Source organism: Bordetella sp. N (assembly GCF_001433395.1).
In the GTDB taxonomy this organism is placed as follows: Bacteria; Pseudomonadota; Gammaproteobacteria; order Burkholderiales; family Burkholderiaceae_B; genus Bordetella_C.
Genome location: NZ_CP013111.1, coordinates 5,637,943 through 5,653,545, shown reverse-complemented (window position 1 = coordinate 5,653,545; position 15,603 = coordinate 5,637,943). Strand labels below are relative to the sequence as shown.

Genomic DNA, 15,603 nt, shown 5'->3' with positions numbered 1-15,603 from the left:
AAGCCCGGGGTGGGATAAAAGCCACCTGCCCCAGGGCCGCAGAGCCCTCAGGTCCTCAAGCCGGCAAGGCCATGGCCCTGCCATCCGGCAAGGCCCCCGCCGCCACCTCGATCACCTCGTGCGTCGCCAGCTTGAACACGGCAACGGCGTCCTGCAGCCGGCGCGCCTGGTCTTCCAGCGAATTGGCGGCCGCGGCGGCCTCTTCGACCAAAGCCGCGTTCTGCTGCGTGGTGCTGTCCATCTGCGTCACGGCCTGGTTGACCTGCTGGATGCCGCGCGACTGTTCTTCCGACGCCGCCGAGATTTCCCCGACGATGTCGCTCACGCGACGGACCGACCCGACGATTTCCTGCATGGTGGCGCCGGCATGCTCGACCTGATTCGAGCCCATGGCCACCTTATGGCTGGAGTCGTCGATCAGGGTCTTGATCTCCTTGGCCGCCTGCCCACTGCGCTGCGCTAGCGAACGAACTTCGCTGGCGACCACGGCAAAACCCTTGCCCTGCTCGCCCGCGCGCGCCGCTTCCACGGCCGCGTTCAAGGCCAGGATGTTGGTCTGGAAGGCGATGCCGTCGATCACGCTGACGATCTCGGCGATGCGGCGCGAGCTGTCCGAAATATCGCGCATGGTGTCCACCACCTGGCCGACGGCCGTGCCGCCCCGCCGCGCCACGTCCGACGCATCCACCGCCATCTGGTTGGCCTGGCGCGCGTTGTCGGCGTTCTGCCGCACGGTGGACGACAGCTCCTCCATGCTGGCCGCGGTTTCTTCCAGCGAAGCGGCCTGTTCTTCCGTGCGGGAGGACAGGTCGTGGTTGCCGGCGGAAATCTCGCGCGCGCCGCCGTGGATCTCGTTGACGCTCTGGCGCACCGTGGCCACCGTGCGCGACAGGCTTTCCTGCATATGCTTGAGCGCGCGCCGCAGCTGACCGATCTCGGTGCCGGCGCTCGTATCGATGCGGTTGGTCAGGTCGCCCTCGGCGATGCGATGGCACAGCTGGCCCGCCTCGCGCAGGGGATTGAACACCGTCCGGGTGAAGATCACGAACAATCCGCCGATCAGCAGCACGATGAAAACACCGGCGCAAGCCGCCACCATCAACGTGGTGGAGATATGGCGCGAAGCATCCGCGGCGATGGTGGAGCCGACCTGCGCCGCATAGTCGGCATAGGCGTTGATCGCCTTGGTGAAGGTGGTGCCCATGGGCGTGACCTTCTGCTCGGTCAGGCGCAGCGCCGCGTCCAGGTCACCGGCCATGGCCGCGGCCACCAGCGGTTCATAGGCCTGGCTGCGGTAAGCCTGGTAGGACGACATCATGTCCCGGTACAGCGGGGCGCCCTGCTCCGAGGTATCCGGCCGCGCCTGCAAGGCGGCCGACAACTTGTCGGCGCTCTTGGAATAGGCCTGGCTGCGGCCCGCGGTCTGCTGCGCGGTGGCCTTGTCGCCGTCCTTGAGTTGCGTCAGCGCGATGGTGACCGCCAGGCGCCCGCGCAGCAGCTCCGACGCGATCTGGCGCGCCGCGTCCGCCCGCACCACGTTGGTGTCGAGCAGCACGCTGATCGCTTGCCGGTTGTCATTGATCTGCAGGTAGGCGCCCACGCCGAGCGCGACGAACAGAACGAAAAAAATGGCCAGGGCCGAGGTCAGGATGACCCGGACGCTGAGTTGCTTGAGCATTACGTACTCCCGATATTCGGTTTCGATTACGACATCGGGGTGATAGAAGTTAAGGTCAATCGGGCAAATTAGCTCAAATTGTTTCCCGGATAGGAACAATACGCATTTCCTCCGAGGGCCCCTCTACTTCACCGTGAGCAGCTCACTGGCATCCAGGTCGCGCGGCGTATTCATGCCCAGCAAGGCCATATTGCGATGCACTTCCTGCCGCAGGATCTCGATGGCGTGAGCCACGCCAGCCTGCCCGGCAATGGCGCCCGCGTAGTTGAAGGGCCGGCCGACGAAGACGAAGTGCGCGCCCAGCGCCAACGCTTTCAGCACATCGGTGCCGCGGCGGATGCCGCTGTCCAGCATGACGGGATAGTCCGGCCCCAGCGCTTCGACGATGGCGGGCAAAACCCGGATGGGGGACGCCACACCATCCAGCTGACGCCCGCCATGGTTGGACACGATGATGGCGTCGGCGCCATGCTCGCGCGCCAGCACGGCGTCGCGCGGATGCAGTACGCCCTTGATCACCAGGCGGCCACGCCAGCGCTGGCGGATCAGGTCGAAGTGGCTCCAGTCCAGATGATCGCGCGCGCCGAAGTCGCGCATGACGTTGCGCGACAGCATGGGCGCGCCACGCGTGGCCTGCGAATTCTCGAAGTGCGGCATGCCGTGGCGCATCAGGGTCTTCAGCGCGGTGCCGAACAGCCAGCGCGGATGCGTCACGCCATCCCACGCCAGGCGCATGGTGGGCCGCAGCGGCGAGGAGAAACCGGCGCGGGTATTGTTCTCGCGATTGCCGCTGACCGGCGTGTCGACGGTCACGACCAGGGTGCCGTAGCCCGCCCGCTCGACCCGGTCGATCAAGGCGAGGATGCGCGCCGGCTCGCCGGGCACATATGCCTGGAACCAGGCCCTGGGATAAGCCTGGACGATCTGCTCCAGCGGGATCAGGGAAGATCCGCTCATGATCATCGGAATGTCCGCTTGCGCCGCGGCGCGCGTCTGCACCAGATCGCCCTGATACGCGGACAGCGCGCTCATGCCCATCGGCGCGATGCCGAAGGGCAAGGCCCAGTCTTCCCCCAGCACGCGCGTGCGCAGGCTGCGCTTGGAGGTGCTGGTGAGGATGCGGGTGACGAAGCGGTACTCGTCGAACACCGCACGGTTGTCATGGCGCGCGAGATTGTTTTCACAGCCGCCCGACACGTACGCGAAGATGGGCCCGGGCAGATAACGGCGCGCCGAGTGCTCCAGGTCATCCAGCGAAAGAATGCGACGCAGGGATCGGGGTGTCCCTGCCGGCGCGGCCGGCTTGGCGGCGACAGGCAGGGTGGCGGGCGACGATGATGTATCCATGATGCCTTCGGTGCTTCCATGCATGAGGCGTGGCCGCGACCCGCGCGGCCACTGGTTGCGGACGCGGCTCAGTCCGCCTTGATGCCCTTGGCCTGCGCGATCTGCTTCCAGCGCGTCAGCTCTTCGGAAACGAAAGTGCCGAATTGCGCGGGCGACTCAGGCGCGGGCTCGGCGCCTTCCTTCAGGAAGAATTCCTTCATCTCGGGCGACTTCAAGGCGACGTTGATGGCCGCGTTGAGCTTGTCGGTCACCGGCTTGGGCATATTGGCCGGGCCGATCACGCCCCACCACAGGTCCACGGCACTGCCTTTGTAGCCGACCTGCTCCAGCGCGGGCAGATCCGGCGCGATGGGCGACTTCTCGGCCGCCGTCACGCCCAGCGCGCGCACCGCGCCGCCCTTGACCTGGCCCAGGATGGAAGGCGCGCTGGCGACCAGCATCTGGATCTGCCCGCCCATCAGGTCGTTGGTGGCCGGGCCCATGCCCTTGTAGGGCACGTGCGTCATCTTGATGCCGGCCGCTTCGCAGAAGATTTCCGACGCGAACTGGTTGATGCTGCCCGTCCCCGACGAGCCGTAATTCAGCTTGTCCGGATGCTGCTTGGCATAGGCCACCAGCGACTGGACGTCCTTGAACTGCGAGTCCTTGCCCACGGTCAGCAGCAGCGGCCCCTTGGCCAGCATGGCGACGTGGGTGAAGCTCTTGATCGGGTCGTAGCCAAGGTTGTCGCGCACCGCGGCGCCGGTGGTGAAGGTCGACGAGACCACCGCCAGGGTGTAGCCGTCAGCCGGCGCCTTGGCCACCAGCACGTTGGCAAGAATGCCGCCGCCGGAGGGCTTGTTCTCCACCACGATGGTGGCCTTCATCGAATCGCCCAGCCGCCTGGCGAGCATGCGCGCGAAAACATCGTTCGATCCACCTGGAGCACTGCCGACGATCAAGGTGATGGGTTTGTCGGGGAACTCCGCGGCCAGTGCCGTGTGGGCCGTGGTCATTGCCACGGCGGCCAGCAAGGCGCGGCCACCGTTCAGCAGGAACGATCGCATGCTCAGTCTCCTAATTAGTCGAATAATCCGTCTATCGTACCGGCAGCAGGCCGAACGAACGACGAGTTCTTTTGACCACATCATCAGGAAAACTCACCAAGCAGTCGGCAGTGCTTGCGGATTTCTCTGGTCCTGAGCGGCGTATGAGGACCGCGGCGCTGCTAAGAGGCCGGAATTTCGATCAGGCAATGCGGTTGGAAACCCACCTGCTCGCCCTTGTCCTCATAGCCCAGCGGATTGGCGACCACGCGGCAGCCGTCCTTCACATAGTCGAAGGCGCAATGCAGATGGCCGTGCAGCCACAGATCGGCCTGCGGCAGCAATTCGTCCAGGCTGTTGCAGAAGCCGGCGGTGCCCGGCGTCACGCCATAGCGGGGGTCGGCGCTGGCCAGCGTGGGCGCGAAATGCGTCACGGCGACGGTGGTGCCGTCGAACGGCTGCGCCAGGGCGGCACGCAACCATTCCTGGCAGGCCAGGGCCTGCGCGCGCATCTGTTCGGCCATGAAGGGCTGGCCGTCACGCTCGGTGGCGGCCTTGGCCAGGTAGAAGTCGGCCGCGCGAAAAGCCTTGCCGCGTTTGTCGAGCACCTGCTTCATGGTGTCCCGGGGCGTGGCCAGGGCGTCGAAATCCGCCCAAAGGGTAGTGCCGACGAAGCGCACGCCGTCCACGACCAGGGTCTCGCGTTCCAGCCATTGAATGTCCAGCTCGTCGCACAGCGCGCGCAGGCGCGCATGGACGGCATCGAAATCGACCCGGTCGTACTCATGATTGCCTGGCAGATACAGCACCGGCGTTGGCCATCCGTTCCGCGGCGAAAACTGGCGCAGGGCGAAATCGTGGGTGTCCATGTCCGCCGGCTCGCTGCCCCGACAGGAACCGATATCGCCGGCGAGTATCAACAGGTCCGCGCCCGGCGCGGGCGTGGCCACGAAGTCGTGGTTATGTTCCAGATGCAGGTCGGACAGGAGTTGCAGGCGCATGGACGGCGGGCGGGGGATGGTCTGGGATCGTCTTTAAGGATAGTACAGGCCCTGCCGGGGCCGTCGCGGCGGTCGGGTCGCCCGTCGCGGCGGAGGGGCTGAGCAGGACGTCGCCGTTACAAAAATGTCAGCGAGCGCAAGTCTAAGCGCGGTCGAATTTCATCTACTTTTCTTGGTTCGCTCCCTATAATCGCGGCCATAACGGCAACCTAGCGCCCCCTCGGCGCGCGACACGCAAGGCGGCACCATGAGCGATCTCGGCCTGATCATCCCTAAAGCGAATCTGTTCTCCAGCCACAAGCACGGCATCACCGGTGCCGACGAGGCGCAGAACAGCGACAGCTTCCAGCAGCAGCTGTCCCAGGCGCTGGGCGTAAGCGCGCAGACGCAGGTGCAATCGACCACCGCCGCCAATACCGACGAAGTGTCCGCGTCCTCGTCCACGGCTGCATCCGCCAGCAGCATCGGCACGATGTCGATCGGTTCGACCAGCGCGTCGACCTTGGACGATTCCAGCGTTGCCGCCGCCACGCCCGAGGATCAGCTGCGTCAATACACGTCGTCTTCGCTGGCACAACAGATGTTCTTCACCATGCTGTCGAGCATGGGCATTACCAAGGAACAGTTCCAAGCGATGAGCCCGCAGGAACAGGCCCAGATCACCCAGCAATTGCAGGATCGCCTGAAGCAGGCGGCGTCCACCGGGCAATTGCCGGGGGCGGTGGGACTGGGGCAAACCGCCGCGGCGGCGCCGGTGCAGGCTTCGGCGGCCAGTTCGCAGACCAGCGATGTGTTGAGCACCTTGCAGGCGTTGCTCTGATCGCTTGCGGCGGATAAGAACCAAGAAAAGGCCCGTGCATAGCACGGGCCTTTTTTTATCGCGGATACCGCGGAGCTGGCTTTGCCAGTCCGCTGGTATCGCCCCCTGGGGGGCCGCGCTTCGCGCGGTACGAGGGGGACCTACTTCACGGCTTCTTCGTATCTACGGGCGACTTCGTTCCAGTCAACCACGTTGTAGAACGCGTTGATGTATTCAGGACGACGGTTCTGGTACTTCAGGTAGTACGCGTGTTCCCACACGTCCAGGCCCAGCACCGGCGTGTTGCCGGTCATCAGCGGGCTGTCCTGGTTGCCGGTGCTTTCCACCACCAGCTTCTTCTGCGGCGTCACGCTGAGCCAGGCCCAGCCGCTGCCGAAGCGCGAAATGGCGGCCTTGGTGAAGGCTTCCTTGAAGGCATCGAAACCGCCGACGTCGGCGTCGATGGCAGCCGCCAGCTTGCCCGAAGGCTTGCCGCCGCCCTTGGGCGACATCACCGTCCAGAACAGGCTGTGGTTGGCATGGCCGCCGCCATTGTTGCGGACCGCGCCACGCACGGCTTCCGGCAGCTTGTCGATGCCGGCCACCAGCTCTTCAACGGGCGGAAAGGGCAGACCCGCGCCCTCCAGCGCGGCATTCACGTTGTTGATGTAGGTCTGGTGGTGCTTGGTGTAGTGGATCTCCATGGTCTGCGCGTCGATGTTCGGTTCCAGCGCATCGTAGGCGTAGGGCAGCTTGGGCAAGGTATAGGACATGGCAAATCTCCAGTGCGGGTTCGCGGGAATGAAGCGGTGTGTTCGGGCAGTAAAAATCAGATCGAAAAACGGTTCAGCAAAAAAGACTGCGCCACTCAGTGCGGCCCCGTCCCCGCGGCGACTGCCGCGGCGTTCAAGGCATAGGCGGCACGGGCCCGAGCATGGCCCGGGCAGACCGCCAGGAAGCGGGTCAACTCAGCCAAGGTATTGCGGCAGTGCCGCAAGGCCGCCTCGCGCCAGTTGGCCGGCATCGTGTCGTCACTCATCAGCCGGTGAAGGACCTCGTGCGCGGCGGCCAGATGCTCACCCCGCTCCTCATCCTTACCCAGGCGCAGCCAGGTATCGGCCAGGTTGTGATGCGCCACCACCAGCGCGGCGAGCGCGCCATCGACATCCTCGCAAGCCCCCAGCAATTGCTCGGCCTGGGCCAGCGCCGTCCGGTAGAACGCCAATGCCTCTCGATAGTCCGCCTGTTCGAAAGCCTGATTGCCACGGGCAATGGCGCCGCGCCAACGCGCAAGGCCGCCGCCCGGTGCGCCGGCCAGGGAAAGATGCGAGGTGAGTGCCTGCATGGACGTGGAAGCTCCCGGAAAAAGTGTGGGTGCGAGGATGTGAAATCTCCTAAGGAATATTAATACAAACGAGAATTAGTCCTTTTACAAACCTGACAGGCAGCAGGGTTGTCGGGACCGGGGCGTGATACCTGGGGCCGTATACTTGTCCATCAGCACGCAACGCGCCTGGGCAGTGTCGAAAGCCGCGCGTTGCCGACAAAAATCTAGGGGAAATCATGTTCATCGCCCGGTCATGGATCTGACGGGATTCCTGGCGCAGTTGCTCAATGGCCTGGCCGAAGCTTCCTCGCTGTTCCTCGTCGCCGCGGGCCTGTCGCTGATCTTCGGCGTCACCCGCATCGTCAACTTCGCGCACGGATCGCTCTATATGGTGGGCCTGTACCTGGCCTACTCCATCGTCGAGCGCATCGGCGCGACTCCGCTGGGCTTCTGGACCGGCGTGCTGCTGGCCGCGCTGGCCGTGGGCGCGGTGGGCGCCCTGCTGGAAGTGGTCCTGCTGCGGCGGATCTATCGGGCACCCGAGCTGTTCCAGTTGCTGGCGACGTTCGCCCTGGTGTTGATCATCAATGACGCAACCTTGTGGCTCTGGGGACCGGAGGATCTGCTGGGCCGCCGCGCGCCGGGCCTGACCGGCGCCATCCCGCTGCTGGGCCGTCTCTACCCCGTCTACAACCTGGTACTGATCGCGCTGGGGCCGCTGGTCCTGCTGCTGCTGTGGCTGCTGCTGACCCGTACGCGCTGGGGCACCCTGGTCCGCGCCGCGACCCAGGACCGCGAGATGCTGGGCGCGCTGGGTATCAACCAGGCCTGGCTGTTTACCGGCGTCTTCGCGCTGGGCGCCATGCTGGCAGGGCTGGGCGGCGCGGTGCAACTCCCGCGCGAGGCCGCCAGCCTGGGGCTGGACCTGCGCGCGATCGGCGAAGCCTTCGTCATCGTGGTGGTAGGCGGCATGGGGTCGATTCCCGGCGCCTATGCCGCCGCGCTGCTGATCGCGGAGATCAAGGCCTTGTGCATCGGGCTGGGCACGGTCAACGTGGCGGGCGTGGCCCTGGTCTTTCCCAAGATGACGCTGGTCGCGGAATTCGCGGTGATGGCGCTGGTGCTGGTCTTCCGGCCCTGGGGCCTGTTCGGCCGGCCTCAGGGGGCCACGCGCAACCTGGCGCCACCGGAGGCACCTTTGCAGCCGGCCACGCCGCTGGTCAAGGGATTGGCCCTGGCCATCCTGCTGGTCCTGGCCGTGCTGCCGCTGTTGACAGCCTGGTTTCCGTACGCGCCGGTGCTGGCCCTGGACGTGTTGATCGCGGCCCTCTATGCCTTGAGCCTGCACTTCATCATGGGGCCCGCGGGGATGCATTCCTTCGGCCATGCCGCGTATTTCGGTCTGGGCGCTTACGGCGCGGCCTTGCTGGTCAAGGCGGCCGCCCTGCCCATGCCCTTGGCCCTGGCGCTGGCGCCCCTGGTCGCCGGCCTGGGCGCGCTGCTGTTCGGCTGGTTCTGCGTGCGCCTGTCTGGCGTATACCTGGCCATGCTGACCCTGGCTTTCGCCCAGATCGTCTGGTCCGTGGTGTTCCAGTGGGATGGTTTCACGGGTGGCTCGAACGGCATCGTCGGCGTCTGGCCCGCTGATTTCCTGGCCGGTGACGCGTATTACTACCTGACCCTGGTCCTGGTGGCCGGCAGCACCGTGGTGCTGCGGCGCCTGCTGTTCTCGCCCTTCGGCCTGGCCATGCGCGCCGGCCGCGATTCGCCGCTGCGGGCCGAAGCTGCCGGCATCGCCGTCAAGCGCGTGCAGTGGACGGCCTTCGTGGTGGCTGGCACGTTTGCCGGCCTGGCTGGCGCGCTGGCGGCTTTCTCCAAGGGCAGCATCGGCCCCGACATGACAGGCATAGGCAAGTCGGTCGATGCGCTGGTGATGGTGCTGCTGGGCGGCGTGCAGACGCTCGCCGGACCGCTGACGGGCGCGGCGGTCTACACGGTGCTGCAGGACATGGCGATCCGCGCGACGGATTACTGGCGCGCCTTGCTGGGACTGGCGATCCTGCTGCTGGTGCTGGCCTTTCCGCGGGGCATCGCCGGCTACGCGACGCGCCTGACGGGCGCCGCGCGTGGCAAGAAAGGCGTGGAGGCCACGCCATGACGCTGCTGGAAGTGAGGGACCTGGCGCGCTCGTTCGGCGGAGTGCGCGCGGTCGACGCGATCAGCTTCGACCTGCACGCGGGGGAGATGCTGGCCCTCATCGGCCCCAATGGGGCGGGCAAGTCGACCACCTTCAACATGATCGGCGGCCAGTTGCGCCCCTCGGCGGGGCAGGTGCGGCTGGATGGCCGCGCCATCACCGGCTTGCCGCCCCGCGCGATCGCGCGTCTGGGCGTGGGGCGCACGTTTCAGGTGGCGGCCACGTTCGCCGCCATGACGGTACTGGAAAACGTGCAGATGGCCTTGCTGGCGCACGATCGCAAGGTCTTCCGCGGTTGGCGGCCGGCCCGCGCGGCGCGCCCTGACGACGCCCTGGCCTTGCTGGAGCAGGTGGGCATGCGGGCCCAGGCCGCGCGCCCTTGCAGCGAGCTGGCGTATGGCGACGTCAAGCGGGTGGAGCTGGCCATGGCCCTGGCCGGCGCGCCGCGCCTGCTGCTGATGGATGAACCGACGGCCGGCATGGCGCCGGCCGAACGCCATGCCTTGATGGCGTTGACGCAAAGACTGGTGCGCGAACGCGATATGGCCGTGCTGTTCACCGAACACAGCATGGATGTCGTGTTCGCCCATGCCGACCGTTTGCTGGTGCTGGCCGGCGGCAAGCTGATCGCGCAGGGCACGCCGGCACAGGTGCGGGATGATGCGCAGGCGCAGGCGGTGTACTTCGGCAGCGGGACGACTTTCAAGGAAGGGGCGCCGGACGGCGACGCGGGGGCAGCGGTGCAGGCCTCACAGGATGATGTGGCCGAAAACCCCGACCGGCGGGATGTCTCCAACAACGCGCCGGGTCGCGCGCACGTGACTGGCTCGGTCGCCCCGCTGCTGCGGGTGCGCGACCTGCATGGCGGCTATGGCGCGGCGCGGGTGCTGTTTGGCATCGATCTGGAGGTCCGCCGGGGTGAAGTCGTGGCCCTGATGGGACGCAATGGCGCCGGCAAATCCACCACCATCAAGACCCTGATGGGACTGCTGCCCGCCAGCCAGGGCAAGGTCGACTTCATGGGCCAGGACATCAGCAGGCAGGCCGCGCATCGGATCGCCCGTCTGGGCCTGGGCTACGTGCCGGAAGAACGCCGCATCTTCACCGACCTCACGGTCGCGGAGAATCTGGCCCTGGCCCGGCAGGCGCCGCGCCATTGGCCCGACGGCACGGCCGGGCCCGGCTGGGACGCGGAGCAGCTGTATGCCCGCTTTCCCCATCTGGCGTCGCTGCGCGATCGCGCGGGCGGGCAGATGAGCGGGGGCGAGCAACAGATGCTGACGGTGGCCCGCACGCTCATGGGCAACCCATATCTGGTGCTGCTGGACGAACCGTCGGAAGGCGTGGCGCCGGTGGTGGTCGAGCAGATGGTCGCCATGATCCTGACCCTCAAGGACCAGGGGGTCAGCGTGCTGCTGTCGGAGCAGAACCTGCATTTCGCCGCCCTGGTCGCGGACCGGGCGTATGTCCTGGACCAGGGCCGTATCCGCTACGAAGGGGCTATGCAGCAACTGGCCGGCGACGAACAGGCGCGCCGGACCTGGCTGGGCATTTGAAAATGAAAAGGCCCGCCGAAGGCGGGCCTTTCCCATCCGCTGCCGCGGCGTTGCGGCGGCGCCCGGCTTACGCCGGGTACTTGCGCTTGTCCGGCGCCGGCGGGAAGTACTGATACAGCCAGGTTTCGCTCAAGACCTTCTTGTCCTTGATGCGGCGGATGAACATGCGCATTTCGACCGGATCGACGCTATCGCTGGTCGGATACCAGTCGAACATCGCGCGGAAGCCCTCGACGGCGGGATGCAAGGCGAAGATCTGTTGCTCACGGGCTTCGCCGTGGCTGACGGTCACCACGGACTCCAGACGCTCGTTCTTGTCCATGCCTTGCAAGGGCCCGCCCACGAAGTCGACGGCGAAGCGGCGCGCCCATTTGTCGGGATAGTGCTCGCCCGGCGCCCAGCCTTCCAGGAAACCGCCCATGCCGGACCGCGTGGCCAGCACTTGCGCCAGGGTCGGCTTGACCGGCGGCAGCGCGGCCCAGTGCAGCTTGTAGCCGAAGCGCAGTTCCGCGCCCGCCTTGACCGGCTCCTGCGGATTCCAGAAGGCCACGATGTTGTCCAGGGTCTCGCCCGTGGTGGGCAGCTCCATCAGGTCCACGGTGCCCTTGCCCCACTGCGTGGTGGGCTCCACCCACAGGCTGGGCCGACGGCTGTACCAGTCCACGGTGTCCTGGTACGTGGCGAAGTCATGATTGCTCTGGACCAGGCCGAAGCCGCGCGGGTTTTCGTCCTGGAAGGTGCTGAAGGCGATGCGCTCGGGATTGTTCAAGGGGCGGCAGACCCACTCGCCATCCCCGCGCCACATCGACAGGCGGTCGGAATCATGGATGTTGGGGTGGATGGTGTCGCACATGCGGCGTTCATAGCCGCCGCAGCTGAACATACTGGTCATCGGCGTGATGCCCAGTTGCTTGATGTCGCGCCGCGCGTAGATATACGAGTCGATGTCCATCACCACGCGGTCCGCCAGGCAATCGATCTCGAAGCGGTAGGCGCCCGTGGCGCTCAGCGAATCGAGCAAGGCGTACAGCACGAAGCGGGTGGCGTTGGCCGTCGGCGTCTCGAACCAGAACTCGGTGAAATGAGGGAATTCCTCGGGCACGCCGGCGTAGGTGTTGATCGCCAGGCCGCGCGCCGACAGGCCGTATTGCCCGGTGTTGTCCACCGCGCGGAAATAGCTGGCGCCCAGGAAGGACACGATGTCGTACTTGGCGATGTTCGGCGCCTTGAACACTTTCAGGCCCGAAAAACCCAGGTCGCCCTTGAGCTGGCTGACGTCCACGCCGCTGTCGGCGTAGTTGAACAGCTCCGGCCGGAACGGCACTTCCCGTACCACCGAGGTCTTGGGATCGATGGCGTGCATGCGCACCGGCTGGCGGAAATCCATGCCGACGTGGAAAAACTGCACGTCGAGCTTGCCGTGCACGTCCTGCCACAGGGAATGCTTGGGGTCGTACTGGATGGCATTGAACTGCTGCGGCGTCATCTTGGACAACGTCTCGGGCAGTTTCTGGCGGCCGTCGATGAAGGTCTCGCCAGCCAGGTCGCGCGCGCGCGTCTGCAGTTGCTTGAAATCGAATTTCGCGCCTGTCCCTGGTTTGCTGGGGTCCTGTGCGTAGGCGGAAGCGGCGAATAGCGCGCCGGCGGGCAAGCCGGTGGCGGCGGTCAAGGCCGTGAAGGCCTTCAGCAATTTTCTACGATGCATGGAAAACGAAGCGAGCCAGGAAGTGCGGATTAATAAAAACGGATGCCTGCGTCGTCATTCTCTGTGGCGGCGGCCGGCATCCGTGCGTGGCTAAAGCATACGACATTCAGCGATTTTCATTTGAGAACATAAGATGACATCCCGAAAAAGCCAACGTAAGAGGATCTAGCACACCTGACGCAACGACCGCCCCCGATCGCAGACACCGCGGATCCGGGTCCCCCGGTCCGCCGGTGTCGCCCCCTGGGGGGCCCGCGTAAGCGGGTACGGGGGGGGCGCTTTGACGAAGGTCAATGCGGCTTGGCGCCAGATGCATAGACTGGCGCAAAGGGGTAATTCCGCCCCGCCAGCGTGCTCCGTCAGCGCTCCGATAGCGACAGGACGGGGCACGCCGTGGGAGCCGCCATGAGCCAAGCCATCGACACCGAAGCCGTCAAAACCTATTTCCTGGAACTGCAACATCGCATCGTCTCCGCGCTGGAGGGCTTTGACGGCAAGGCCTTCATGGTCGATCCCTGGCACCGGCCGGCCACCGACCCCCTGTGCGGCCACGGCCGCAGCTGCGTCATCGAGGACGGCGATTTCTTTGAACGCGGCGGGGTCAATTTCTCGCACGTGCAGGGCGACACCCTGCCGCGCGCCATCGTCGACCAGCGCCCCGGCTTGAAGGGCCGCGGCTTCGAGGCCATGGGCGTGTCCCTGGTCCTGCACCCGCGCAACCCCTATTGCCCCACGGTCCACATGAACGTGCGCCTGTTCGTCGCCACCGGCGGCGCTGTGGATCAGGCGCCGGTGTACTGGTTCGGCGGCGGCATGGACCTGACGCCGGTCTACGGCAACGAGAACGACGCGCGCCATTTCCACGCCACCTGCCGCGACGCCCTGGAGCCCTTCGGCGACGATCTCTATCCCAGCTTCAAGACCTGGTGCGATGACTACTTCTACCTGCCCCATCGCAATGAGGCGCGGGGCATCGGCGGCGTCTTCTTCGACGATTTCAACGACCTTGGCTTCCAGCAGGACTTCGCCATGACCCGCGCGGTGGGCGATGCCTTCCTGGCCGCCTACCTGCCCATCGTCACCGTCCGCCGGCACATGCCTTATGGCGAACGCGAACGGGATTTCCAACAATTCCGGCGCGGCCGCTACGTGGAATTCAACCTGATCATCGACCGCGGCACCCTGTTCGGCCTGCAAAGCCGCGGGCGCACCGAATCGATCCTGATGTCCATGCCACCCATCGCGAAGTGGCGCTATGATTGGCGCCCAGAGGCCCACTCGGAAGAAGCACGCTTGACGGAAGTCTTCCTGCCGCGGCGCGACTGGCTCGCCAGCACGCCCGTCGCCGCCCAGCCGCCGCAATCCCGGTCCGCCCCTGAGTCGTCACGCAAGGCCATTCTTCGCCATTCCACCGCTGGGCTGCCGTCTTGATCCTGCCGATCCGGGGCGCAGTCCGTAACTGGAGATTGTGATGCCTTCATCCGCCCCCTCGGCGCTCCCCGCAACCAAGCCAAAAGCCGCCATCCCGCTGGGACTGGTGGCCGGCGTCATTGCCCTGATCGTGGTCCTGCTGGTCCCACTGCCGGCGGACCTGCCGGTGGCGGGCCACCGGATGCTGGCCATCCTGGCGTTCGCCGTCGTGGTGTGGATCACCGAAGCGGTGTCCTATGAGGCCAGCGCGATCATCATCACGGCGCTGATCGCCTTCCTGATAGGCACTTCGCCCAATATTCAAAACCCCGCGGTCGAATACGGCACCTCCGCCGCCATCAGCATGGCGCTGACCGGCTTCGCCAACCCGGCCCTGGCCCTGGTCGGCGGCGCGCTGTTCATCGCGGCGGCGATGACCCATACCGGCCTGGACCGCCGCATCGCCCTGCTGACCTTGTCCAAGATAGGCACCAGCACGCGGCGGGTCCTGATCGGCTGCATTGCCGTGACCATCATCCTGAGCCTGGTCGTCCCCAGCGCCACGGCCCGGAGCGCCGCGGTGGTGCCCATCATGATGGGCATCATCACCGCCTTCGCGGTGGAGAAGCGCTCCAACGTAGCCGCGGGCATCATGATCGTGGTGGCGCAGGCGGTCAGCATCTGGAACGTCGGCATCCAGACCGCCGCCGCGCAAAACCTGCTGACCATAGGTTTCATGGACAAGATGCTGGGCCAGCGCGTGACCTGGGCGGACTGGCTGATCGCCGGCGCGCCGTGGGCCATCATCATGTCCGTGGTGCTGATCGTCACCATCCTCAAGCTGTTGCCGCCGGAAGCCAACGAGATCGCGGGCGGACGCGAGAGCATCGACCGCCTGCTCGCCGAACTGGGCCCGATGACCGGCCCGCAGAAGCGCCTGATGGGCGTGTCCATCCTGCTGCTGCTGGCATGGGCCACCGAAGGACGGCTGCATCGCTATGACACCACGGCCACCACCTACTTCGGCCTGGTGCTGCTGATGCTGCCCCGCTTCGGCGTGATGACATGGAAAGACGTGCAATCGCGCATCCCATGGGGCACGGTGATCGTCTTCGGCGTGGGGATCAGCCTGGGCACGACCTTGTTGACCACCCAGGCCGGCAAATGGCTGGGCGAACAGGTGGTCTTGCACACCGGCCTGGACAGCGTGGGCGCGGTGGCGGTGTTCGCCATCCTGGCCGCTTTCCTGATCGTGGTTCACCTGGGCTTCGCCAGCGCCACCGCGCTGACGTCGGCCATGCTGCCCATACTTATCTCCGTGCTGACCACCCTGCCAGGGGAATTCAGCCGGCCCGGCATGACCATGCTGCTCGGTTTCACCGTCAGCTATGGCTTTCTGCTTCCCATCAACGCGCCCCAAAACATGGTGTGCCTGGGGACGGATACCTTCAACGCAAGGCAGTTCGCCAAAGTCGGCATCGTGATCACCATCGTGGGTTACTTGCTGATGCTTCTGTTCGCCGCGACCTATTGGCGCTGGCTGGGCTGGATCTGAGGA

12 protein-coding genes are annotated in these 15,603 nt (G+C 66.0%); 5 read left to right on the top strand and 7 right to left on the bottom strand.

Annotated elements, in window-relative coordinates; genetic code table 11:
• Positions 1–55 precede the first annotated feature (55 nt).
• The 4 genes from ASB57_RS31815 to ASB57_RS24445 form a co-directional block, all read right to left on the bottom strand.
• Complete coding sequence (locus ASB57_RS31815; RefSeq protein WP_057654539.1) at positions 56–1,678, bottom strand: methyl-accepting chemotaxis protein; 1,623 nt, start codon at positions 1,676–1,678, stop codon at positions 56–58.
• Between the two features lie 123 nt (positions 1,679–1,801).
• Positions 1,802–3,025 carry an alpha-hydroxy acid oxidase gene (locus tag ASB57_RS24455; RefSeq protein ID WP_057656410.1) on the bottom strand — a complete coding sequence of 408 codons (1,224 nt, stop codon included), beginning with the start codon at positions 3,023–3,025 and terminating at the stop codon, positions 1,802–1,804.
• A gap of 68 nt (positions 3,026–3,093) precedes the next feature.
• The gene (locus ASB57_RS24450) at positions 3,094–4,071 is read right to left on the bottom strand and encodes a tripartite tricarboxylate transporter substrate binding protein (RefSeq protein ID WP_057654538.1); all 978 of its coding nucleotides are present in this window, start codon (positions 4,069–4,071) and stop codon (positions 3,094–3,096) included.
• Positions 4,072–4,232: 161 nt separating this feature from the next.
• Entirely contained in the window at positions 4,233–5,051 is an 819-nt protein-coding gene (locus ASB57_RS24445) for a metallophosphoesterase (RefSeq protein ID WP_057654537.1), read from the bottom strand.
• 247 nt (positions 5,052–5,298) lie between these two features.
• Between ASB57_RS24445 and ASB57_RS24440 the strand changes: the two genes are divergently transcribed.
• Positions 5,299–5,871, top strand: a complete 573-nt coding sequence (locus ASB57_RS24440) for a hypothetical protein (RefSeq protein WP_057654536.1) — start codon at positions 5,299–5,301, stop codon at positions 5,869–5,871.
• 140 nt (positions 5,872–6,011) lie between these two features.
• On the opposite strand, the gene ASB57_RS24435 is transcribed toward ASB57_RS24440, so the two are convergent.
• Positions 6,012–6,623: a superoxide dismutase gene (locus ASB57_RS24435; protein WP_057654535.1), complete on the bottom strand. Its 612-nt coding sequence runs from the start codon at positions 6,621–6,623 to the stop codon at positions 6,012–6,014.
• Between the two features lie 95 nt (positions 6,624–6,718).
• Positions 6,719–7,195, bottom strand: coding sequence for a hypothetical protein (locus tag ASB57_RS24430; RefSeq protein ID WP_057654534.1), 477 nt, complete (start codon positions 7,193–7,195; stop codon positions 6,719–6,721).
• 235 nt (positions 7,196–7,430) lie between these two features.
• Between ASB57_RS24430 and ASB57_RS24425 the strand changes: the two genes are divergently transcribed.
• Positions 7,431–9,335 (top strand): ABC transporter permease, encoded by a 1,905-nt coding sequence (locus ASB57_RS24425; RefSeq protein ID WP_057654533.1) that lies wholly within the window; start codon positions 7,431–7,433, stop codon positions 9,333–9,335.
• Complete coding sequence (locus tag ASB57_RS24420; protein ID WP_057654532.1) at positions 9,332–10,930, top strand: ATP-binding cassette domain-containing protein; 1,599 nt, start codon at positions 9,332–9,334, stop codon at positions 10,928–10,930. Before ASB57_RS24425 ends, ASB57_RS24420 begins: the two co-directional genes overlap by 4 nt.
• 67 nt (positions 10,931–10,997) lie before the next feature.
• Here the strand turns inward: ASB57_RS24420 and ASB57_RS24415 are convergent, their stop codons facing one another.
• Positions 10,998–12,635, bottom strand: a complete 1,638-nt coding sequence (locus tag ASB57_RS24415) for a glucan biosynthesis protein (RefSeq protein WP_057654531.1) — start codon at positions 12,633–12,635, stop codon at positions 10,998–11,000.
• A gap of 417 nt (positions 12,636–13,052) precedes the next feature.
• Here ASB57_RS24415 and hemF point away from each other — a divergent pair, with 417 nt between their 5' ends.
• Both hemF and ASB57_RS24405 read left to right on the top strand, forming a co-directional pair.
• Complete coding sequence (gene hemF / locus ASB57_RS24410; RefSeq protein ID WP_082622062.1) at positions 13,053–14,066, top strand: oxygen-dependent coproporphyrinogen oxidase; 1,014 nt, start codon at positions 13,053–13,055, stop codon at positions 14,064–14,066.
• A 40-nt stretch (positions 14,067–14,106) separates the two neighbouring features.
• Positions 14,107–15,600, top strand: a complete 1,494-nt coding sequence (locus tag ASB57_RS24405; RefSeq protein ID WP_057654530.1) for a DASS family sodium-coupled anion symporter — start codon at positions 14,107–14,109, stop codon at positions 15,598–15,600.
• Positions 15,601–15,603 lie beyond the last annotated feature (3 nt).

Coding starts and splice junctions, on each gene's coding strand:
- ASB57_RS31815 (WP_057654539.1), bottom strand. CDS start 1,678: ATGCTCAAGCAACTCAGCGTCCGGGTCATCCTGACCTCGGCCCTGGCC.
- ASB57_RS24455 (WP_057656410.1), bottom strand. CDS start 3,025: ATGGATACATCATCGTCGCCCGCCACCCTGCCTGTCGCCGCCAAGCCG.
- ASB57_RS24450 (WP_057654538.1), bottom strand. CDS start 4,071: ATGCGATCGTTCCTGCTGAACGGTGGCCGCGCCTTGCTGGCCGCCGTG.
- ASB57_RS24445 (WP_057654537.1), bottom strand. CDS start 5,051: ATGCGCCTGCAACTCCTGTCCGACCTGCATCTGGAACATAACCACGAC.
- ASB57_RS24440 (WP_057654536.1), top strand. CDS start 5,299: ATGAGCGATCTCGGCCTGATCATCCCTAAAGCGAATCTGTTCTCCAGC.
- ASB57_RS24435 (WP_057654535.1), bottom strand. CDS start 6,623: ATGTCCTATACCTTGCCCAAGCTGCCCTACGCCTACGATGCGCTGGAA.
- ASB57_RS24430 (WP_057654534.1), bottom strand. CDS start 7,195: ATGCAGGCACTCACCTCGCATCTTTCCCTGGCCGGCGCACCGGGCGGC.
- ASB57_RS24425 (WP_057654533.1), top strand. CDS start 7,431: ATGGATCTGACGGGATTCCTGGCGCAGTTGCTCAATGGCCTGGCCGAA.
- ASB57_RS24420 (WP_057654532.1), top strand. CDS start 9,332: ATGACGCTGCTGGAAGTGAGGGACCTGGCGCGCTCGTTCGGCGGAGTG.
- ASB57_RS24415 (WP_057654531.1), bottom strand. CDS start 12,635: ATGCATCGTAGAAAATTGCTGAAGGCCTTCACGGCCTTGACCGCCGCC.
- ASB57_RS24405 (WP_057654530.1), top strand. CDS start 14,107: ATGCCTTCATCCGCCCCCTCGGCGCTCCCCGCAACCAAGCCAAAAGCC.